This window comes from Streptomyces sp. SID3343 (genome assembly GCF_009865215.1).
GTDB lineage: Bacteria > Actinomycetota > Actinomycetes > Streptomycetales > Streptomycetaceae > Embleya.
The window spans coordinates 1-21,830 of sequence record NZ_WWJX01000912.1; the positions used below are offsets into that span (position 1 = coordinate 1).

At 67.3% G+C, this 21,830-nt stretch carries 15 protein-coding genes and 1 tRNA gene; 3 read left to right on the forward strand and 13 right to left on the reverse strand.

Annotated features, from left to right (window positions below):
- The 4 genes from GT354_RS28345 to polA form a co-directional block, all read right to left on the reverse strand.
- Positions 1-1,489: DUF3068 domain-containing protein (locus GT354_RS28345; RefSeq protein ID WP_161359219.1), on the reverse strand; the 1,489-nt coding region annotated here is incomplete at its 3' end.
- Between the two features lie 70 nt (positions 1,490-1,559).
- On the reverse strand, positions 1,560-1,697 hold the full coding sequence (locus GT354_RS28350) for a hypothetical protein (protein WP_161359220.1): 138 nt from the start codon (positions 1,695-1,697) through the stop codon (positions 1,560-1,562).
- A 102-nt stretch (positions 1,698-1,799) separates the two neighbouring features.
- Complete coding sequence (locus tag GT354_RS28355; RefSeq protein ID WP_346012209.1) at positions 1,800-3,089, reverse strand: hypothetical protein; 1,290 nt, start codon at positions 3,087-3,089, stop codon at positions 1,800-1,802.
- Positions 3,090-3,210: 121 nt separating this feature from the next.
- The gene (gene polA, locus GT354_RS28360) at positions 3,211-5,955 is read right to left on the reverse strand and encodes a DNA polymerase I (RefSeq protein WP_346012210.1); all 2,745 of its coding nucleotides are present in this window, start codon (positions 5,953-5,955) and stop codon (positions 3,211-3,213) included.
- A 103-nt stretch (positions 5,956-6,058) separates the two neighbouring features.
- Here polA and GT354_RS28365 point away from each other — a divergent pair, with 103 nt between their 5' ends.
- Complete coding sequence (locus GT354_RS28365) at positions 6,059-6,439, forward strand: hotdog fold thioesterase (protein WP_237535539.1); 381 nt, start codon at positions 6,059-6,061, stop codon at positions 6,437-6,439.
- 99 nt (positions 6,440-6,538) lie between these two features.
- On the opposite strand, the gene GT354_RS28370 is transcribed toward GT354_RS28365, so the two are convergent.
- The 6 genes from GT354_RS28370 to GT354_RS28395 form a co-directional block, all read right to left on the reverse strand.
- Positions 6,539-7,243, reverse strand: coding sequence for an ABC transporter ATP-binding protein (locus GT354_RS28370; protein WP_161359231.1), 705 nt, complete (start codon positions 7,241-7,243; stop codon positions 6,539-6,541).
- An 80-nt stretch (positions 7,244-7,323) separates the two neighbouring features.
- Entirely contained in the window at positions 7,324-8,238 is a 915-nt protein-coding gene (locus tag GT354_RS28375) for an ABC transporter ATP-binding protein (protein ID WP_346012211.1), read from the reverse strand.
- The gene (locus GT354_RS28380) at positions 8,235-9,617 is read right to left on the reverse strand and encodes a branched-chain amino acid ABC transporter permease (RefSeq protein ID WP_161359222.1); all 1,383 of its coding nucleotides are present in this window, start codon (positions 9,615-9,617) and stop codon (positions 8,235-8,237) included. The genes GT354_RS28375 and GT354_RS28380 overlap by 4 nt, the downstream gene beginning before the upstream one ends.
- A complete protein-coding gene (locus GT354_RS28385; protein WP_161359223.1) occupies positions 9,614-10,534 on the reverse strand; it encodes a branched-chain amino acid ABC transporter permease in 921 nt (306 codons plus the stop codon). Before GT354_RS28385 ends, GT354_RS28380 begins: the two co-directional genes overlap by 4 nt.
- Positions 10,535-10,636: 102 nt before the next feature.
- Positions 10,637-11,827, reverse strand: coding sequence for a branched-chain amino acid ABC transporter substrate-binding protein (locus GT354_RS28390; RefSeq protein WP_161359224.1), 1,191 nt, complete (start codon positions 11,825-11,827; stop codon positions 10,637-10,639).
- Positions 11,828-12,113: 286 nt separating this feature from the next.
- Positions 12,114-12,734, reverse strand: coding sequence for a response regulator (locus GT354_RS28395; RefSeq protein ID WP_161359225.1), 621 nt, complete (start codon positions 12,732-12,734; stop codon positions 12,114-12,116).
- Between the two features lie 111 nt (positions 12,735-12,845).
- On the opposite strand from GT354_RS28395, the gene GT354_RS28400 reads away from it, so the two are divergent.
- Positions 12,846-12,923, forward strand: a tRNA-Leu gene (locus GT354_RS28400).
- A gap of 456 nt (positions 12,924-13,379) precedes the next feature.
- Positions 13,380-13,757 carry a hypothetical protein gene (locus GT354_RS56670; RefSeq protein ID WP_346012212.1) on the forward strand — a complete coding sequence of 126 codons (378 nt, stop codon included), beginning with the start codon at positions 13,380-13,382 and terminating at the stop codon, positions 13,755-13,757.
- Between the two features lie 52 nt (positions 13,758-13,809).
- Here GT354_RS56670 and pyk read toward each other — a convergent pair whose 3' ends face one another.
- The 3 genes from pyk to gltB all read right to left on the reverse strand — a co-directional run bounded on the left by pyk (position 13,810) and on the right by gltB (position 21,440).
- Complete coding sequence (gene pyk / locus GT354_RS28410; protein WP_161359233.1) at positions 13,810-15,234, reverse strand: pyruvate kinase; 1,425 nt, start codon at positions 15,232-15,234, stop codon at positions 13,810-13,812.
- Between the two features lie 190 nt (positions 15,235-15,424).
- Positions 15,425-16,885 (reverse strand): glutamate synthase subunit beta, encoded by a 1,461-nt coding sequence (locus GT354_RS28415; RefSeq protein ID WP_161359227.1) that lies wholly within the window; start codon positions 16,883-16,885, stop codon positions 15,425-15,427.
- On the reverse strand, positions 16,878-21,440 hold the full coding sequence (gene gltB, locus GT354_RS28420; RefSeq protein ID WP_161359228.1) for a glutamate synthase large subunit: 4,563 nt from the start codon (positions 21,438-21,440) through the stop codon (positions 16,878-16,880). The genes GT354_RS28415 and gltB overlap by 8 nt, the downstream gene beginning before the upstream one ends.
- Between the last annotated feature and the right edge of the window lie 390 nt (positions 21,441-21,830).

The window sequence follows — 21,830 nt, forward strand, 5'->3', positions numbered from 1 at the left end:
GCTCGGGCTCGGGTACCGGCTCGGATGCGACGTTCGACCCGGATTCGGGCACGACTTCCGCCGCAGGCTCGCCTTCGGACTGGGACCCGATCTCGGCGTCGGGCTCGGGCTCGGGTACCGGCTCGGATGCGACGTTCGACCCGGATTCGGGCACGACTTCCGCCGCAGGCTCGCCTTCGGACTGGGACCCGATCTCGGCGTCGGGCTCGGGCTCGGGTACCGGCTCGGATGCGACGTTCGACCCGGATTCGGGCACGACTTCCGCCGCAGGCTCGCCTTCGGGCTGGGACCCGATCTCGGCGGCGGGCTCGGGTTCGGGTTCGGGCTCGGGTCCGATCTCGGGCGCGACTTCGGGTTCGGTGTCGGCGTCGGGTTCGGCTTCGGGCCGGTCCGGCACCGAAGGCAGCACCTCGGTGACATCGCCTGCCCCGGGGACGGGCTTCGGCGTCACCTCGGGCGCGACGGCCGCCGGCGCGACGGCCTCGGGCGATCGGGGAGCGGTCTGTTCGGCACTCGCGGCCGCCCCCTTCCCGCGCGCTTCGCGCTTGAGCCGCAGACCGTGGTTCTGCATGAACTGGAGCACCAGCGCCGCCACGAACAGCACCGCGCCGAGCACGAGGAGACCCAACGGCGCCGTGTCGTGCAGCAGCCGCAGCTTCGCGCTCTGGTCCTTGGCGTCGGCGATCAACGCCGACGACCACGCCGGCTTGAGCGTGAAGGTGCCCTCGAACACCGGATACACCGCCGGCTGCGCGTCGGCCTGGCCGGCCGGCGGCGAGTCGCGCAGTTCCTCCTTGTGGGTCTCCTCGACGTAGACGGGCGTGCCGGTCACCGGCTCGACCCACATCTTGCGGGTCACCGTGTACCAGAGCTGCTTGCCCTCCTTCTCCAGCACGACCGGGTCCAGGTCGCCCGGGAGCTTCTTGGGCATCGGGATCTTCGTCCACGGCACCTGCTGCTCGAACCGGTACGTCCGGAGACCGTCCCGCTCGTCGGTGCCCCGGTACGAGATCACGTTCGCGGCGTGCGCGCGCGAGTCGTAGTAGTTGTAGTCGCGCTTGCCGACGAAGAACGGGAACTTGTACGCCAGTCCGGTGTGCGCGGCGGGGGCGCCGTCGATCTGTTCGCCGCAGCAGTTCTTGGGGACCTGCGTCGCGGCGTCGAACGCGTAACGCTCGGGGAGTTGCGTGACGACCTTGCCGGCGCCGTCGAGGACGACGAGGTTCAGGTCCCACACGACCGTGCCGTCCTTGCTGTCGTCGGCGTTCGGTCGAATCGTCTGGACGGCCGTGACCCTGGCCTTGCCCGGCTCCTCCGGCGCGCCCAGGAGCGTGGCGTTGTTCGCCTCCAGGACCACGACCTGGTACGCGTCCTCGCCCGCCAGGGACTTGGCGACCAGGCGGGGGAAGACGAACTCGCGCAGCAGGGGCGCGAGTGCCACGCAGAACACTGCCGCGACCAGCAGGATCAAAGCGGACTTGCGACGCATCGAGGTGGACCCCTTGACGATGGAACCGCTACGGATATTCGCGGCCGCCGGCACTGACGGCCGGCATCGGTCAGGGGCGAGCGGGCGGGCTCGTCACCTGGAGTGGCTTGTGCACCGTGCCGGGGTCGGCGACGGCGAACGCGGCCACCGCGAACGCCGCGCCCACGGCCAGCGCGATCCCCAGTACGACCGCTGCGAAAGCACGCATGCGGCGGCCTCCTTTCTGCCGGGCCGTCCGACTGTGGCGATGGGGCACCGTAGCAAGAAACGAGAACAGGTTCCCCTTTTTCCGGGGGCTGTTTCCGAACCGCTACCCGGCGTTCGCCGTACCGTCGGCCGACGCGGACGTGGACGCCCCTGCCTGCTGCGACGCGGAGGTCGAAGCCGATGTCGAGGCGGACGTCGACGCGGACGTCGAGGCGGAGGCCGAAGCCGACGGGCTCGACGCCGGCGAAGTGACGGGCGGAACGACCGGCGGGCTCGCGGGCGGACTGACGGGCGGAACGACCGGCGTGCTCGCGGGCGTCTTGGGCGTGGTCGCCTTCGGAGTCGGCGTGGCCGTCTTCTTCGGCGGCTTCGGCGCGTCCGGGATCGCCCGGGCGCCCGTCGCGTAGTACGTCATCCACGACTTGACGGTGCGCACGTACTCGTCGGAATGGTTGTAGCTGAGGATCGCCTTGGTCAGTCCCGCGTCGGTCGACAGATCCCGATTGCCCGCGCACAGATAGCGCCCGGCCGCGAGCGTCGCGTCGAAGACGTTCTGCGGATTGACCTGCCCGTCACGGTTGCCGTCCATCCCCCAGCTCTTCCACGTGGACGGGATGAACTGCATCGGACCCACCGCGCGATCGAACTCGGTGTCGAAGTCGTAGCGGCCACCGTCGGTATCGGTGATCCGGGCGAACCCCGCACCGTCCAGGCGCGGCCCCAGGATCGGCGTCACCGCCGTGCCGTCCGCCGTCACATTGCCGCCGTACGCGTGCTCCGACTCGACCCGGCCGATGCCCGCGAGCAGCGACCACGGCAGCTTGCAGCCCGGATTCATCCGGGCCAGGTTCGACGCGGCCGTCTCGTACGCCGTCAACACCGTCTGCGGAATGCCGCCCGTGCCGGTCGCGTTCGTGCCGCGCGGACCCGCCGGCGCCCCCGGCGTGGTCGGCGCACCCGTCGCCGGCGCCGTCGTCGGCACCCCCGCCCCCGCGGCCGGGACCACCGGCGGCGGCAACTCGAAGTGCCCCGGACCACCGCCGTCGACCGAACTGCCCGCAGGCGGCGCCGGATCCGACAGGCGCGGCAGATCCGAGGTCGGCACCCGATGCGCGGAGACCATCGAAAACGGGGACTGCACCGCCGCGCCGCACGCCAACACGACCAGGATCGCCGCAGCGCTGCCGATCCACGGATTCAGGATCCGTCTACGGGTACGCGGCTCGTCGTCCGCGCCGAATATGGACTCCGCCTCGGGCAGCGGCCGCGGCGCCGGCTTCGGCTCCGACTTCGCCCCCGCGGCGGGGGCGGCGGATCGCTCCGCCGCCGCGCTCGCGTCCACGTCCGGCTTGCCCGGCTTCTGCGGATCGGGCCTCGACTCGGCCTCTTCCACGAAGCTCCCCCCTCTGTACGCCCGCATGGTCGGCCACCGTCGAGCACCGCTCGGCGGTAACCCGTGCGAACCTATGCCGGCTTCCCTCGGGTCTCCACCCCCTGAGCACCTTCAATCACGATCAGTGCCCCGCGTCCTCCCAGTTCGGCCCGAAACCGACCGAGACGTCCAGCGGAGCCCGCAGCGGATACGCGTCGGCCATCTCCCGACGCACGAGCGTCTCCAGCCGCTCGCGCTCGCCCGGCGAGACCTCCAGGACGAGTTCGTCGTGAACCTGGAGCAGTATCCGCGAGGCCAGCTTCTCCTCACGCATCGCGCGATCCACACCCAACATCGCGACCTTGACGATGTCGGCCGCCGACCCCTGGATCGGCGCGTTGAGCGCCATCCGCTCGGCCATCTCGCGGCGCTGGCGATTGTCGCTCGTCAGATCCGGGAGATAGCGCCGACGCCCGAACACCGTCTCCGTGTAGCCCGTTTGCCGCGCCTCCTCGACCACCTTGTGCAGGTAGTCGCGCACCCCGCCGAACCGCTCGAAGTAGTTCTCCATCAAACCGCGCGCCTCACCCGGCTCGATGTCCAACTGCTGCGACAAACCGAACGCCGAAAGCCCGTAGGCCAACCCGTACGACATCGCCTTGATCTTGCTGCGCAACTGGTGGTCCACCGCCTCGGGAGCCACCCCGAAGACCCGCGCGGCCATCGTCGTGTGCAGGTCCTCCCCCGTCGTGAACGCCTCGATCAGCGCGGCGTCCTCCGACAAGTGCGCCATGATGCGCAACTCGATCTGGCTGTAGTCCGCCGTCAACAACCCCTCGAAACCCGCACCCACCACGAACGAACGCCGGATCAGACGCCCCTCCTCGGTGCGGATCGGAATGTTCTGCAGATTCGGGTCCTGCGACGACAACCGGCCCGTGGCCGCCACCGTCTGGTTGAACGTGGTGTGGATGCGCCCGTCGTCGGCGACCGTCTTGATCAAACCCTCGACCGTGGTACGCAGCCGAGTCTGGTCGCGGTGACGCAACAGGATCACCGGCAACTCGTTCGCGGTCTGCGTCGCCAACCACGTCAACGCGTCGGCGTCGGTGGTGAAACCCGTCTTGATCTTCTTCGTCTTCGGCAGGTTCAACTCGTTGAACAAAATCTCCTGCAACTGCTTGGGCGAGCCCAGGTTGAACTCGTGCCCGACGGCCGCGTGCGCCTCCTCCGTCGCGTGCTTGACCGCCGCCGCGAACTGCCCCTGCAACTCCTCCAGATACGACAGATCCGCCGCGATGCCCAACTGCTCCATGTGCGCCAGCACCGGAAGCAACGGCAACTCCATGTCCTGGAGCAACTCCAGGCCGCCCTTCGCGGCCAACTCCACATCCAGCGCGGCGGCCAGATCCACCACCGCGCGAGCCGCCAACATGAGCACCTCGCCCTGCCCGGCGTCGTCCTCACCCGACATGTCCAACGACAACTGCCCATCGGCCGCGTTCGACTGATCCGCCTTCAACTCGCGACCCAGGAACCGCTCCACGAGCGAGTCCAACGCGAACGAACGCTGACCCGGCAACACCAGATACGCACCCAGCGCGGTGTCACTGGTCACCCCCCACAACGCCCACCCGTGCGCCGCCAACGCCAGGATCGGACCCTTCGCGTCGTGCACCGCCTTCGGCCGCTGCGGATCCGCCAGCCACGCGCCCAGCGCCGCGTCGTCACCCTCGTCCATCGTCAACGGATCCACGAACGCCGCCGTGCCGTCGGCACCCGCGAACGCCAACCCCTTCACCGAGCCCGTCCCGCGACCCCACGTGCCGTCCACCGCGAGACCGGTACGCTCCGCGCCCGACGCGTGCTCCTCCAGCCACGCCGTCAACCCACCCGGCTCCACCACCGTGGTGTCCATCGCGAAACCCGGCTCCGCCTTGGCCTGCGCCGCCGCGATCACCAACCCCGGATCCACCGCCCACAGCCGATCCCGAAAACTCGCGTTGCGAAACTCCAACGCGTCCAAAACCAGCTCGATCTTCTCCCGATCGAAGGGCTTGCGCTCCAACCCCGTCGGCGACACCTCAAGCTCGACGTCCCGCACCAACTCGGTCAACCGCCGGTTGAGCCTGACGTTGTCCAAGTGGTCGCGCAGATTCTGCCCCGCCTTGCCCTTGACCTCGTCCGCCCGCTCCACCAGATCCGCGAACGAGCCGAACTCGCGAATCCACTTCGCGGCGGTCTTCTCGCCCACCCCCGGGATACCCGGCAGATTGTCGCTCGGGTCGCCGCGCAACGCCGCGAAATCCGGATACTGGGCCGGCGTCAGCCCGTACTTCTCCTCCACCGCCGCCGGCGTGAACCGGTGCAGCTTGCTCACACCCATCATCGGATACAGCACCGTGACGTCGTCCGTCACCAACTGCAACGCGTCGCGGTCGCCCGTGAGGATCAACACCTCGAAACCCTCGCCCGCCGCCCGCGTGGCAATCGTCGCGATCACGTCGTCGGCCTCGAAACCGGCCACCCGCATCGTCGGCACGCCCATCGCGTCCAACGCCTCGACGATCAACTCGACCTGGCCCTTGAACTCCTCCGGAGTCTCCGACCGGTTCGCCTTGTACTCGGGAAACTCGTCGGTGCGAAACGAGTGCCGCGACACATCGAACGCCACCCCGAGATGGGTGGGCCGCTCGTCACGCAACACGTTCACCAGCATCGACGTGAACCCGTAGACCGCCTGGGTCGGCTGGCCCGTCGCGGTACTCATCGACGCTTCCTTGAGCGCATAGAACGCCCGATAGGCCAGGGAGTGCCCGTCGAGCAGCAGAAGTCGCGGCCGGGAATCGGCGGGAACAGAGGTCTGGGGGGTCTGAGTCGCTGCCACGACCGCGATCCTAGGCTGTCAGGCCGACACACCCATGTACCCGAGGAGCGCCACCATGAGCGACGAGACCACACAACCGCGGTTGGCCGACGTCACGGCTTTCATGAAGCTCGACGATCCCGACTCACTCGCCGCACGCATGGGCATCGAAATCGTCGAGGCAAGCACCCGGCGCGTCGTCGCCACCATGCCCGTCAAAGGCAACTGCCAGCCGTACGGACTCCTGCACGGCGGCGCCTCGTGCGTCCTCGCCGAAACCATCGGCTCCGTCGGCTCCGCACTGCACGCCGGCCCCGACGGCATCGCCCTGGGCATCGAGATCAACGCCACCCACCACCGCTCCGCCAAAAGCGGCCTCGTCACCGGCGTCGCCACCCCCGTCCACCTCGGCCGCACCCTCGCCAGCTGGGACATCGTCATCACCGACGAGAACGACAAACGCGTATGCACCGCGCGCCTCACCTGCATGATCAAACAACCCTGACACCCCCGGCGAAACCGGAAAGCGAAACGGCGAAAAAACCGCGCGGCGAAAGGGCCGACCCCCTCCGCCGCGCGGCTGCCCCACCGGGCCGACCAGCGCCTACGCGCCCTCGCCCAGATACGCCTCGCGCACCTTCGGATCCGACAACAACCGCTCCGACGGCCCCGACAAGACCACCGAACCGGTCTCCAACGCATAACCGCGATGCGCCAACCGCAACGCCTGCGCCGCGTTCTGCTCCACCAAAAGCACCGTCGTACCCTGCTCGTTGATCTCCCGGATGATGTCGAAGATCTGCGCCACGATCAGCGGCGCCAGACCCATCGACGGCTCGTCGAGCAGCAACAACTTCGGCTGCCCCATCAACGCCCGACCGATCGCCAGCATCTGCTGCTCGCCACCCGACAACGTGCCCGCGAGCTGCGTACGCCGCTCCGCCAGGCGCGGAAACAACTCGAACACCCGGTCCAACTCGGCCTTGGGCACATGCTTGAACCGATACGCGCCCATGTTCAGGTTCTCGGTCACCGTCATCGCCGCGAACACGCGACGCCCCTCGGGAGAATGACCGATCCCCAAACCCACCACATGGTGCGCGGGCACCCCGTCGATCCGCTCGCCACGCCACCTGACCTCGCCCTCACGGGGCGTCAAAAGACCGGAGATCGTCCGCAGCGTCGTCGTCTTGCCCGCGCCGTTGGCACCGAGCAAGGCCACGATCTCGCCCTCGTTCACCTCGATGCTCACGCCCTTGAGCGCCTGGATGGCGCCGTAGAACACGTGCAGGTTCTCCAGCTCCAGCATCGTGCGACGAGGCTTCACGTCGGTGACACCCGCCGACTTGGTCAACCCCACCGCTTCGGTACCCGTCGACTCGGTGCCGCTCACGACGTCTCCTCCCCGTCCCGCTGCGCGGGGACCGTACCGTCTTCGGCCACCGGCGCCGCCGCGTCCGCGGCAACCATCTCCGCAGCCATCTCGGCACCCAGATACGCCTCGACCACCGCAGGATGCCGCTGCACCTCGGTCGGCGACCCGGACGCGATCACCTTGCCGAAGTTGAGCACCGTCACCCGGTCGGCCACCGACATCACCAACCGCATGTCGTGCTCGATCAGCAACACACTCACGCCCAACTCACGATTGATCCGCCGGATCAACACCTCGAGTTCGAGCTTCTCCGTCGGGTTCGTACCCGCCGCCGGCTCGTCGAGCAACAACACCTGCGGATCGGTCGCCAACGCCCGAGCGATCTCCAACGAACGCTGCTGCCCGTACGACAGCGACGACGCGAGCTCGTTCAACAGGTCGGGAATCCCCACGAAGTCGAGCAACTCGTGCGCCCGCCGGTCGCTCGCACGGTCCTCACGACGCGCGTTCGGCAACCCCAACATGATCGACAGCGGGCCCGCCTTCTGGCGCGTCTCCGCCGCGATCTTGACGTTCTCCAACGCCGTCAACGCGCCGAACAGGCGAATGTTTTGAAACGTACGCGCCACGCCGAGCCGATTCACCAGATGCGGCTTACGCCCCTTGAGGGCATGCTCCGCACCCGACACGTCCCGCAGCGTCACCGTCCCCTCCTGCGGGACGTAGACGCCCGTGAGCGAGTTGAACAGCGAAGTCTTGCCCGCGCCGTTGGGACCGATCACCGCGAGGATCTCACCCCGACACAGCTCCAGATCCACGTTCGACAGCCCCACCAGGCCCCCGAAGCGCAGCGTGACCCCACGCACCGACAACACCCGATCGTCGGGATCGACCCTGGGCTTGTCCGTCTTCGTCAGCAGATCGCTCACGACATCCTCCCGCCGGCCGGTTCGGTCATCGCATCCGCGTCACCGAGGCCTTCCTTGGCCAAGGTCAGCTCACGCTTGCGCCGAACCGACGGAATCAGGCCCTGTGGGCGATAGATCATCATCACGATCAACAGCGCGCCCAGATACATGAAACGGTCGTTGGGATTGACCCAGTCCTTCATGTACTGCGGAAGCCACGCCAGGAACGCCGTCCCGAGAACGACCCCCCACAGCGAACCCATACCACCGAAGATCACGTAGGCCACCACGAGCACCGAGAACAACAACAGGAAGCTCTCCGGGCTGATGAACCGAGCCTTGCTCGCATACGCCACACCCGCGATACCCGACGTCGACGCGCCGATCGCGAAAGCCATCAACTTGAACTTCACCGTCGGCACACCGGTCGCCGACGCCGCGACCTCGTCCTCCCGGATCGCCGTCCAGGCCCGACCCACCCGCGAATGCTCCAACCGCAGGAACGCGATGATCAGGATCGTCGCGATCGCGATCAGTAGATACCAGTACGGAATCGGGTCCAGGTCCCACGCGTAGTCGATCGGCCCCAACTCGATCTTGAAGTTCGAGATGCCCTGCACACCACGCGGACCGTTGGTGAAACCGTCGGCGTTCTTCGCGATCAAGTAGATGATCTCGTGGAAGCCCAGCGTCACGATCGCGAGATAGTCACCGCGCAGCCGCAACGTCGGCGCGCCGAGCAACAGCCCCGCCAGCAGACACGTCGCCACCGCCACCGGGATCACCAGGAACGCGTTCAACACGATCGGCGGCTCCACCGGCATCGCACCGGTCCAATACGCCGTGCTGTACGCGCCGATCGCGAAGAACGCGATGAACCCGAGGTCGAGCAGACCCGCCCAGCCGATCACCACGTTCAACCCGATCGCGAGGAGAACGTAGATCGCCACCTCGTTGACCAACACCTGGTTCCAGAACGTGGACAACACCTGCGGCAGCAAGACCAGCAGAGCGATCCCGATCACCGGCGCGCCGTACTTGAAGGCCACATTCCGCCGAACGACCGCCGAACCCTGCTTGACCTGCGCCGAGACCGCCCGGACCGGAGCGAACGCGGTGTTGATCCGCCCGAAATACGGACGAACCAACTCCAGGATCCCCCACAGCAGCGTGCCACCGACAAGCCACCAGACCAGACGCATCGAACCCAGCGTCTTGTCCACCGAGAAGAAGACGTCGTCCCGGCTGCCCTGCGGCCCGCTCATCACGTTCAGCAGCACCGCCCCGCTCGCGAGCGCGACCCACCGAGTGAACATCGGCTGCTGATACCAGCGCTTGGTACGCAGCTTCGCCAGCGCGGAGCCGGTGGTCACCGACTCCCTGTCCGTCGTCGTGCTCACGCCGACCTCCCCAGACGCTCGCCCAAGATGCCGGTCGGCCGGAACATCAAAACCAGGACCAACACCGCGAAGGCACTGACGTAGCGCCACTCCTCACCGAAGATCGGCGACGAGAAACTCTCGACGATGCCGAGCAGCATGCCGCCCATCATCGCGCCGCGAATGTTGCCGATCCCGCCGACCACCGCCGCCGCGAACGCGGTGATACCCGGCAGGAAGCCCATCGTGAACGACAACTGCAAATGCAGGCCGAACAGGAACCCGGCGATGCCGCCCATGAACCCACCGACGATGAAGGTCCGCGAGATCACCTTGTCGATGTCCACACCCATCAGGCCCGCCGTCTCGGCGTCCTGGGCGACCGCCCGGATGCCGGAACCGAGCTTCGTGCGGTTCACCAGGTGATCCAGGCCGACCATCATGACCAGAGCCGTGCCCACGATCAGCAACTGAAGAACGGTCACCTGGGTACCGAAGACCGAGAAGACCTTCTTGTTGTGAAACGGCTCCGGCAGCGCACGCGCGTCACGGCCGAACAACTTCCCGGCCAGGTTCTGCAGGAAGTACGAGGCCCCGATCGCGCTGATCAGGAAGGCCAGTCTCGGCGCATTCCTGCGTCTCAGTGGTCTATACGCAACCTTTTCGAGCGTATAAGCCGTAGCCGCCCCGGCCGTACCGGAAACGGCAAAACCGACGAATACCAGACCGACCGAAACGAGCACCGTCGGGTTACTGGGGTCGATCGCCGTCAGAACCATGAGAGACGCGTAGGCGCCTACCATGAAAACTTCGCTGTGCGCGAAGTTGATGAGCTGGAGAACGCCGTAGACGAGGGTATAGCCGATGGCGATCACCGCGTACAACGCACCGAGCATGATCCCTGGAATAAGATAGTCCAGGATTTCATCAGGTTGCATAAGGAAAGCTTCCTCAAGAAAACCGGACGGGCCCGGGTCTGCCGGAATGTTCCGGGCAGACCCGGGCCCGATCGTCAGGTTTGCGTGCCGCCCCCGAAAGGGTCAGCCGCCCGCGGCGACAAGCTTGTCGATGTCACCCATGTAGTCGATCTTGCCGCCCTTGACCTGGTAGATGAAGGTCGTCGCGCCGTCGAACTCACCGCTCGGCAGGAACTTGAAGGTCTTGGTCAGGCCCTTGTAGGACGCGCCCTTGAGCTTCGCCAGCATTCCCTCGCGGGTCGGCTTCTCGGAACCGAACGTCCCGAGCTGCTCGATCACCATGTTGGTGATGTCGAAGGCCTCGGCCGAGTACGTGCTCGACGCCGCGCTGAACCGCTTCTTGTAGTCGTCGGCGAACTGCTTGGTCGCCGCCTCGACGTTGGCGTCGGCGCACGGGCAGGTCAGGAACCAGCCGTCGGACGCGTCACCCGCGAGCTGAACGAACTGGGCGTCGTTCGTACCGTCGCCGGAGAACTTCGCACCGGTGAAGCCGGCTTCCTTGAGCTTCTTCGCGAACGGCGCGCCGTCCTGGTAGTAGCCCGCGTAGATCATCGCGTCGGCGCCGGAGTTCTTGATCTTGGTCGAAACCGGGCCGTAGTCGGGCGTGGCCTTGGGCACGCTCTCCTCCACGACCTCGACCCCCGCCTTCTTCAGCTCGTCCTTGGCGACCTTGGACAAGCCGACGCCGTACTCGGTCTTGTCGTCGACGACGAAGACCTTCTTGGCCTTGAGCTTTTGGGATATCCACTTCGCCATGCCGGTGCCCTGGGCCGTGTCGGCCGGCACACCACGCAGGAACGAAGTGAAACCGTTCTCCGGCTTGGTGAGACCCGGGCTCGTCGCCGACGCGCTGACCGTGGCGAGCTTGGCCTTCGCGTAGTTCGGCGACGCGGCCTTGGTCGGGCCGGAGAAGGCGGGACCGATGACGGCGACGACATTCTTGTCGTCGATCAACTTCTGCGCCGCGGAGACAGCCTTCGTCTCCGAAGCCTCGTCGTCCGAGGACTTGAACTTGACGGTGAAGGGAAGATTGCCCTTCGCGTTCGCCTGCTCGACTGCGAGCTTGGCGCCGTTCTCCTCGTTGATTCCAAGCTGCGCGCTCTCACCTGAGAGACCGGCTTGGAAACCGATGGTGTAGGAGGGCTTCCCGTTGGAGCCCTTGTCATCCTTGTCGTCGTCCTTGCTGCATGCGGAAAGCACGAGCGCCGCTGCCGCGACGGGCAGCGCGAAATTGATCACGCGTCGCTTGAGCACAGCAAACCCCAACCCTTGTAGAAAAAAGCCCAGGGAGCTCGCTAGGAGCGCCTCCACAAACCGCGTTGAACATGCGGTGCCCGGAATGTAGTCGGAGCAGGAGGGCTGCGGCAGACCACCGACCGAGATGTGATGCGCCCGTAACCACATGTAATCCAAAAGAAACAGGCGTCGAAAGTCTTTAGTCGAAAGTGATCAAATATGATCATCACCTGCCCGGAAAACAACGAACCCGCCCGGTTGATCAACACCCGGGCGGGTTCGTTGTTAAATCGACATAGCTGCGTCAGTCGGCGACGTCGCCCCCGGACACGACAACCTCGGCCACCGTGCGCATCGACATCCGACGATCCATCGACGCCTTCTGAATCCACCGGAAAGCCTCGGGTTCGGTCATCCCGTACTTCTCCTGCAACACACTCTTGGCCCGATCGACCAACTTGCGCGTCTCCAACCGCTGGGTCAGGTCGCCGACCTCACGCTCCAGAGCCGCCAACTCGGTATACCGCGAGACGGCCATCTCGATCGCCGGGACGAGGTCACCCTTGGTGAACGGCTTGACCAGATAGGCCATCGCCCCCGCGTCCCGCGCCCGCTCGACCAACTCCCGCTGCGAGAACGCGGTCAACATCAACACCGGCGCGAGCCGCGCCTGCGCGATCTGCTCGGCGGCCGAGATCCCGTCCAGGATCGGCATCTTCACGTCCAGGATGACCAGATCGGGCCGCTGCTCCTGCACCAACTCGACAGCCCGCTGCCCATCCCCGGCCTCGCCGACGACGTGGTAACCCTCTTCCTCCAGCATCTCTTTCAGATCCAGCCGGATCAGCGCCTCGTCCTCGGCAATGACAACACGGGCGCGCGGGCTCTCCTGCGATGCGGCGGGCGGCTGCGTGGCGGCGGTCACGTCGCTCCTCGATCAGAGAAATGGTGCGGACACGAGGGTACCGAGAGGCGGTATGGTGTTCCTCGTGCAGGGGTCCGCGCCCGTTGGAAAACGGGGAGTTCCCAGGTCACTGCCCCGGTAGCCCAATTGGTAGCAGGCAATGGATTCAAAACCCATCCAGTGTCGGTTCGAGTCCGACCCGGGGCACCAAATAGCCCGTTCGAGTGACTCTCATTCGAACACATGAAGTAGTGCGCGCCTGCAGCGCATCGTGGGTACATGCACGACCCCGATCTTCGCCGCCAAGCGATCAATCTCCTTCAAGCCGGCCTCTCCAACGCGGATGTCGCTCGCGCCCTACGCGTTCCACCAGGAACAGTCGGCTACTGGCGCCATGTCGACCGCTCACGTCGAGGCGCCCTCCCGGGCCGACCTCCCACGCCGTGCTTTCGCTGCCGTGACCTCGCATGCGATCGCCAGGCATACTCGTACCTGCTGGGTCTGTATCTGGGCGACGGACATATCGTCGCCCATCCCCGGGCCTACAGCCTCACCATCTCGTGCGCCAATGCTTGGCCGGGCCTGATGCGAGCTTGCGCGGACACGATCACTCGCGTACTCCCCGGCTCCGACTCGAACTTCGTCCCTCGCCAGGGCTGCACCGACGTGAAGCGTTACTCGCAACACTGGCCGTGCCTGTTTCCCCAACACGGCCCTGGCCGCAAGCACGAGCGCTCGATCGTCCTTGCGCCCTGGCAGAACGAAATCGTCCGCGCCGAACCCTGGGCCCTCGTCCGCGGCCTGATCCACTCGGACGGCTGCCGGAACGTCAACTGGACGACTCGCATGGTCGCCGGCGAACGCAAGCGCTACGAGTATCCGCGCTACCTCTTCGCCAACGAGTCCGCCGACATCATGCGCATCCTCACCACCACACTCGATCAACTCGGCGTCGAGTGGAAGTTCGCCCGCCCCAATCTGCTCTCCGTCGCCCGCCGGGCGTCCGTTGCGCTCATGGATCAGCACGTCGGGCCCAAGTACTGACGGCCCGTCACCGCGGGGGTGACGGGCCGTTCAGGGGTGGGGCCGGGTGGGGTTACGAGGTGGGGAGATCTCCTATGTGGTGCAGGCGGATCAGGTTGGTGGATCCGGGGACGCCGGGCGGGGAGCCGGCCGTGATCACGACCAGGTCGCCCTTCTTGCAGCGGCCGATGGCCAGCAGTGCGGCGTCGACCTGACGAACCATCTCGTCGGTGTGGTCGCACAGCGGGCCCAGGAACGTCTCCAGGCCCCAGGTGAGGGACAGGCGGCTGCGTACGGCCGGTTCCGGGGTGAAGGCCAGCATCGGGATCATCGAGCGGTAGCGGGACAACCTGCGGCCCGTGTCGCCGCTCTGGGTGAACGCCACCAGGTACTTGGCGTCCAGCCGCTCGGCGATCTCGATCGCGGCCTTCGCGATCACGCCGCCCTGGGTGCGCGGGCCGGCGAGGCCGCGGATCTCTTCCTTCATCGCGGAGGAGTCCTCCGCCGCGACGACGATCCGGGCCATGGTCTTGACGGTCTCGATCGGATACTTGCCGACCGAGGTCTCCCCCGACAGCATGACCGCGTCCGCGCCGTCCAGGACGGCGTTGGCGACGTCCGACGCCTCGGCGCGCGTGGGGCGCGAGGCGCTGATCATCGAGTCGAGCATCTGGGTGGCGACGATGACGGGCTTGGCGTTGGCCCGGGCGAGCGTGACCGCGCGCTTTTGCACGATCGGGACGGCCTCCAGCGGCATCTCGACGCCAAGGTCACCACGCGCGACCATGATCGCGTCGAAGGCGTGGACGATCTCCTCGAGGTTGTCCACCGCCTGCGGCTTCTCGATCTTGGCGATCACGGGAAGCCGGATGCCGACCTCGTCCATGATCTTGTGGACGTCCTCGATGTCCTTCGCGGCGCGCACGAACGACAGCGCGATCATGTCCGCGCCGAGCCGCAGGCCCCACTTGAGGTCGTCGATGTCCTTCTCGGACAGCGCCGGGACGCTCACGGCCACGCCGGGGAGGTTGAGCCCCTTGTGGTCGGAGACCATGCCGCCTTCGATGACCATCGTGTGGACGCGCGGTCCTTCGACGTCGACGACCTCCAGGGTGACCCGACCGTCGTCGATCAGGATGCGCTCACCCTTGGTGACGTCGGCGGTGAGGCCCTTGTAGGTGGTGCCGACCTCGTGCTTGTCGCCGGGGACGTCTTCGGTCGTGATCGTGAACTCGTCGCCGCGCTCCAGGAGCACGGGGCCTTCGGCGAAGGTCTCCAGGCGGATCTTGGGGCCTTGGAGGTCGACGAGGATGCCGACGGCGCGACCGGTTTCGTCGGATGCCCGGCGAACGCGGTGGTAACGCTCCTCGTGCTCGGCGTACGCGCCGTGGCTGAGGTTGAAGCGGGCTACATCCATGCCTGCGTCGACCAGCGTGCGGATCTGTTCGTACGAGTTGGTGGCAGGGCCCAGTGTGCAGACAATTTTGGCTCGACGCATGGTCATAGAGCCTAGTTCCTACCGTTGGGTAAGCCGTACCCGCGTCCGGAATGTGGCGCTTTTCCGGCATGCGGAAAGGGCGCCGCCACGGCGACGCCCTTTCCGTTTCATGATCCGTTCACGCGACTTTCGTCACACATTCAGCCTTACTCGGCCCCACTCGGGCTCACGCTCGGGTGAGGGCTCGATCTCATACGGTGAGCGGCCGGTCCGTGGGGCGGATCGGCGACGGCAGGTTGGTGCCACCGGTGAGCCACGAGTCCACCGCGGCCGCGCACGCTCGGCCTTCGGCGATGGCCCATACGATGAGCGATTGCCCGCGGCCCGCGTCGCCGGCCACGAAGACGCCGTCGACGTTGGTCGCGAAGGTTTCGTCGCGGGCGACGTTGCCGCGCTCGTCCAGGGTGAGCCCGAGCTGCTCTACGAGCCCGTTGGCGCGGTCGGTCCCGGTGAAGCCCATCGCCAGGAAGACGAAGTCGGCCGGGATCTCCCGCTCGCTGCCGGGCACCGGTACGAAGCGCCCGTCCTTGAACTCGACCTCGACGAGCTTGAGCGCCTTGACCCGCCCGTCGTCGCCGCCGACGAATTCCTGGGTGTTGACGGCGTAGACCCGTTCGCCGCCCTCTTCGTGGGCGCTGGCGACGCGGTACGTCATCGGGTAGGTCGGCCACGGCTGGGCGGCGATCCGCTCCTCGGAGGGCCGCGGCATGATCTCCAGCTGGGTGACCGAGGCCGCGCCTTGGCGGTGTGCGGTGCCCAGGCAGTCGGCGCCGGTGTCGCCGCCGCCAATGATCACGACGTGCTTGCCGGCGACGTCGATCGGTGAGGCGACGAGGTCGCCTTCCTGCACCTTGTTGGCGAAGGGGAGGTATTCCATCGCCTGGTGCACGCCGCCGAACTCGCGTCCGGGGATGGGCAGGTCGCGCGCCGCGGTGGCGCCGGCGGCGATCACGACGGAGTCGTAGCGCCGGCGGAGCTTGGCCGCGTCGAGGTCGGTGCCGATCTGCATGCCGGTGTAGAACTTGGTGCCTTCCGCGCGCATCTGTTCGATGCGGCGGTTGATGTGTCGCTTTTCCATCTTGAACTCGGGGATGCCGTAGCGCAGCAGGCCGCCGATGCGGTCGGCGCGCTCGTACACGGCGACGGTGTGGCCGGCGCGGGTGAGTTGCTGTGCGACGGCGAGTCCGGCCGGTCCGGAGCCGATCACGGCGACGGTCTTGCCGGACAGTCGCTCGGGGGGCTGCGGGGCGACGTTGTTGTCGTCCCAGGCCCGGTCGATGATCGAGACTTCGACGTTCTTGATGGTGACCGGTGCCTGGTTGATGCCGAGCACGCAGGCGGTCTCGCACGGGGCGGGGCACAGCCGGCCGGTGAATTCGGGGAAGTTGTTGGTCGCGTGCAGGCGTTCGCTCGCGGCGGCCCAGTCGTCGCGCCAGACGAGGTCGTTCCACTCGGGGATGATGTTTCCGAGCGGGCAGCCGTTGTGGCAGAACGGGATGCCGCAGTCCATGCAGCGGCCGGCCTGGGCGGTGATGATCGGGAGCAGGGTGCGCTCCTCGTACACCTCCTTCCAGTCGCGGATGCGTACGTCGACGGGGCGACGCTTGCCGAGCTCTTGGGGCGTGGTCAAGAAGCCCTTCGGGTCAGCCATGTACCGCCTCCATCATCTTCTGGACGATCTCGGTCTCGGTGAGACCGGCTCGCTCGGCGGCGTCCTTGGCGGCGAGCACTGCCTTGTAGTCCCTGGGCAGGATCTTGGTGAAGCGCCGGGAGGCGGCGTCCCAGTCGGAGAGCAGCTTTTCGGCGACGGCCGAGCCGGTCTCCTCGTGGTGCCTGCGCACGACGTCGTGCAGTTCGGCGCGGTCGGCGGTGTCGAGTTCCTCGACGCCGACGAGTTCGGTGTTGATGTTGTCGTGGTCGGCGTCGAGGAGGTACGCGACTCCGCCGGACATGCCGGCGGCGAAGTTGCGTCCGGTGGCGCCGAGTACGACGGCGCGGCCGCCGGTCATGTATTCGCAGCCGTGGTCGCCGACGCCTTCGACGACGGCGGTGGCGCCGGAGTTGCGGACGCAGAAGCGTTCGCCGACGACACCGCGGAGGTAGATTTCGCCGCCGGTGGCGCCGTAGCCGATGACGTTGCCGGCGATGATGTTGTCCTCGGCCGGGAAGGTCGCGGCGCGGTTGGGCCGGACGGTGATCCGGCCGCCGGACAGGCCCTTGCCGACGTAGTCGTTGCCGTCGCCTTCGAGGCGCAGGGTGATGCCGCGCGGGAGGAAGGCGCCGAAGGATTGGCCGGCGGAGCCGGTCAGGGTGATGTCGATGGTGTCGTCGGGGAGGCCTTCGCCGCGGAAGCGCTTGGTGACTTCGTTGCCGAGCATGGTGCCGACGGTGCGGTTGGTGTTTTGTACCGGGAGGTTGATGACGACCTTGTCCCGGTTTTGCAGGGCGTCGGCGGCCAGTTGGATGAGCTGGTTGTCGAGTGCCTTGGCGAGGCCGTGGTCCTGCGGGCTGGTGCGGTGCAGGGCCGCGCCGTCGGGCAGGGTGGGCACGTGGAAGAGCGGCGCGAGGTCGAGGCCGGCTGCCTTCCAGTGTTCGACGGCTGCGCCGGTGTCGAGGAGTTCGGCGTGGCCGACGGCTTCTTCGAGGGTGCGGAAGCCGAGTTCGGCGAGCAGTTCGCGCACTTCCTCGGCGATGAATTCGAAGAAGTTGACGACGTGGTCGGCTTGGCCGTTGTAGCGCTCGCGCAGGACGGGGTTTTGCGTGGCGACGCCGACGGGGCAGGTGTCGAGGTGACAGACGCGCATCATGACGCAGCCGGAGACGACGAGCGGCGCGGTGGCGAAGCCGTATTCCTCGGCGCCCAGGAGGGCGGCGACGATCACGTCGCGACCGGTCTTGAGTTGGCCGTCGGTCTGCACGACGATGCGGTCGCGCAGGCCGTTGAGCAGCAGGGTTTGCTGGGTTTCGGCGAGGCCGAGTTCCCAGGGGCCGCCGGCGTGCTTGAGCGAGGTGAGCGGTGAGGCGCCGGTGCCGCCGTCGTGTCCGGAGATGAGGACGACGTCGGCGTGTGCCTTGGAGACGCCTGCGGCGACGGTGCCCACTCCGACCTCGGCGACCAGCTTGACGTGCACTCGGGCGGCCGGGTTGGCGTTCTTGAGGTCGTGGATGAGCTGTGCGAGGTCTTCGATGGAGTAGATGTCGTGGTGGGGCGGGGGCGAGATGAGGCCGACGCCGGGGGTGGAGTGCCGGGTGCGGGCGACCCACGGGTAGACCTTGTGGCCGGGGAGTTGGCCGCCTTCGCCGGGCTTGGCGCCTTGGGCCATCTTGATCTGGATGTCGTCGGCGTTGACGAGGTATTCGCTGGTGACGCCGAAGCGGCCGGATGCGACCTGCTTGATCGCGGAGCGGCGTTCGGGGTCGTACAGGCGCTCGGGGTCTTCGCCGCCTTCGCCGGTGTTGGACTTGCCGCCGAGGCGGTTCATCGCGATGGCGAGGGTCTGGTGGGCTTCCATGGAGATGGAGCCGTAGGACATGGCGCCGGTGGAGAACCGCTTGACGATCTCCGAGACGGGTTCGACCTCGTCGATGGTGATGGGTGTGCGGGCGCCGTTCTTGAGGGCGAACAGGCCGCGCAGGGTCATCAGTCGCTTGGATTGTTCGTCGACGCGTTCGGTGTACTTCTTGAAGATGTCGTAGCGGCGGGTGCGGGTGGAGTGTTGCAGCCGGAAGACCGTTTCGGGGTCGAACAGGTGCGGTTCGCCTTCGCGGCGCCACTGGTATTCGCCGCCGATTTCGAGGCGGCGGTGGGAGGGCGCGATGCCGGTGGGGGGGTATGCCTTGGCGTGCCGGCGGGCGACTTCCTCGGCGACGATGTCGATGCCGATGCCGCCGAGCTTGCTGGTGGTGCCGGTGAAGTATTCGGTGACGAAGTCCTGGGCGAGGCCGATGGCTTCGAAGACCTGGGCGCCGCGGTAGGAGGCGACGGTGGAGATGCCCATCTTGGACATGACCTTGAGGACGCCCTTGCCGAGTGCCTTGATCAGGTTGCGAATGGCCGTTTCGGATTCGATGTCGCTGAGGAAGACGCCTTCGCGGACGAGGTCTTCGACCGATTCCATGGCCAGGTAGGGGTTGACCGCGGCGGCGCCGTAGCCGATGAGCAGCGCGATGTGGTGTACCTCGCGCACGTCGCCGGCTTCGACGATGAGGCCGACCTGGGTCCGGGTCTTGGTGCGGATCAGGTGGTGGTGTACGGCGGAGGTGAGCAGCAGCGAGGGGATCGGTGCGTGCTCGGCGTCGGAGTGCCGGTCGGACAGGACGACGATGCGGGCGCCGTCGGCGATGGCGCCGGTGGTTTCGGCGCGGATTTCCTCGAGGCGCTTGGCGAGGGCGGCGCCGCCGCCGTCGACGGGGTACAGGCCGGAGATGGTGACGGCCTTGAGGCCGGGCTGGTCTCCGTCGAGGTTGATGTGGATGAGCTTGGCGAGCTCGTCGTTGTCGAGGACCGGGAAGGGCAGTACGACGTTGCGGCAGTCGGCGGGTTGGGCGTCGAGGAGGTTGCCCTCGGGGCCGACGAAGCTGCCGAGCGAGGTGACGAGTTCTTCGCGGATGGCGTCGAGCGGCGGGTTGGTGACCTGCGCGAAGAGCTGGACGAAGTAGTCGAAGAGCAGGCGCGGCTTGGCGGACAGCGCGGCGATGGGGCTGTCGGTGCCCATCGAGCCGAGCGGTTCGCCGCCGGCGCGGGCCATCGGCGCGAGGATGACGCGGAGTTCTTCCTCGGTGTAGCCGAAGGTCTGCTGGCGGCGGGAGACGGAGGCGTGCGTGTGCACGACGTGTTCGCGCTCGGGCAGGTCTTCGAGGTTGATCAGTCCGGCGTGCAGCCATTCCTGGTAGGGGTGTTCGGCGGCGAGCGCGGTCTTGATCTCGTCGTCTTCGACGATGCGGTGGGCGTCGGTGTCGACGAGGAACATCCGGCCGGGCTGGAGTCGGCCCTTGCGGACGATCTTGGCGGGGTCGATGTCGAGGACGCCGACTTCGGAGGACAGCACGACGAGGCCGTCGTCGGTGACCCAGTAGCGCGAGGGCCGCAGACCGTTGCGGTCCAGGACGGCGCCGATGAGGGTGCCGTCGGTGAAGGTGACGCAGGCGGGGCCGTCCCAGGGTTCCATGACGGTGGCGTGGAACTTGTAGAAGGCGCGGCGGGCGGCGTCCATCGTGGCGTGGTTTTCCCACGCCTCGGGGATCATCATGAGCACGGCGTGCGGGAGTGCGCGGCCGCCGAGGTGGAGTAGTTCGAGGACCTCGTCGAAGGACGCCGAGTCGGAGGATTCGGGCGTGCAGATCGGGTACAGCCGGCTGAGGTCGCCGGGGATGAGGTCGGTGCCGAGCATGGACTCGCGGGCGGCCATCCAGTTGCGGTTGCCCTTGACCGTGTTGATCTCGCCGTTGTGCGCGATGAAGCGGTACGGGTGGGCGAGCGGCCAGGCCGGGAACGTGTTGGTGGAGAACCGCGAGTGGACGAGTCCGATGGCCGACGCGAGGCGCCGGTCGGACAGGTCGGGGAAGAACGGCTCCAGCTGGCCGGTGGTCAGCATGCCCTTGTACACGAGGGTGCGTGCGGACAGCGACGCGAAGTAGACCTCGACTTCGCGTTCGGCGCGCTTGCGCAGCGCGAACGCGAGGCGGTCGAGGGTGATGCCGGTGACGCTTTCGTCGACGCCGGCGACGAACAGTTGCGCGAAGCGCGGCATGGTGGCGCGGGCCATGGAGCCGACGAGGCCCGGGGTGGTGGGTACTTCGCGCCAGCCCAGGACGCGCAGGTTCTCTTCGGCGGCGATGCGCTCGATGGAGGACTTGGCGCGTCCGGCGTGGACGTCGTCGTCGGGCAGGAAGGCGATGCCCACGGCGTAGGCGCCGGGGGCGGGCAGGTCGAAGCCCGCGGTTTCGCGCAGGAAGGTGTCCGGTACCTGGATCAGGATGCCCGCGCCGTCGCCGGTGTCGGGTTCGGCGCCGGTGGCGCCGCGGTGTTCCATGTTGCGCAGGACGTTGAGGGCCTGGTCGACGATGTCGTGGCTGGGCTCGCCGGTGAGCGTGGCCACGAATCCGACACCGCAGGCGTCGTGCTCGTTGCGGGGGTCGTAAAGCCCCTGGGCCGCGGGAATCGCGGAGAAGAGGGGGCCCGGAGTTGCGGGCATGGCAGGAGGCATGGGCGCTCCCGTCGTCGTCGTGGCGTGTGGTGCGCAACAGGGACGACGTTGGCCCTCTGCGATTTCGTGCAGGTTACACGATCAGTACGGCATCCGGAACCCGGGACAACCCGGTCTCATCATGTGGACATCGCCCCGCATCGGCCGAGCTTCCGACCGCTGCGCCGCGTCGGTAGCCGTCGCGTATCGGGTGGCTCATTCCCGACCATCCCGCCACCGAAACTGCGTGTGGGAGGCCCTTTGGGTGATCGTTTCCCGGGGGTGTCGCGTGCTACGCACGTGTTTCGTACGCCTCACGCGTCACGGCGTGGCCGGTGCGTGGTGGTCGCCCGCTTGGGCGTGCGCGTCGCGGCCGTCCGTCGGCCGGTCGGGGCCGCGGTGGCGGCGCCG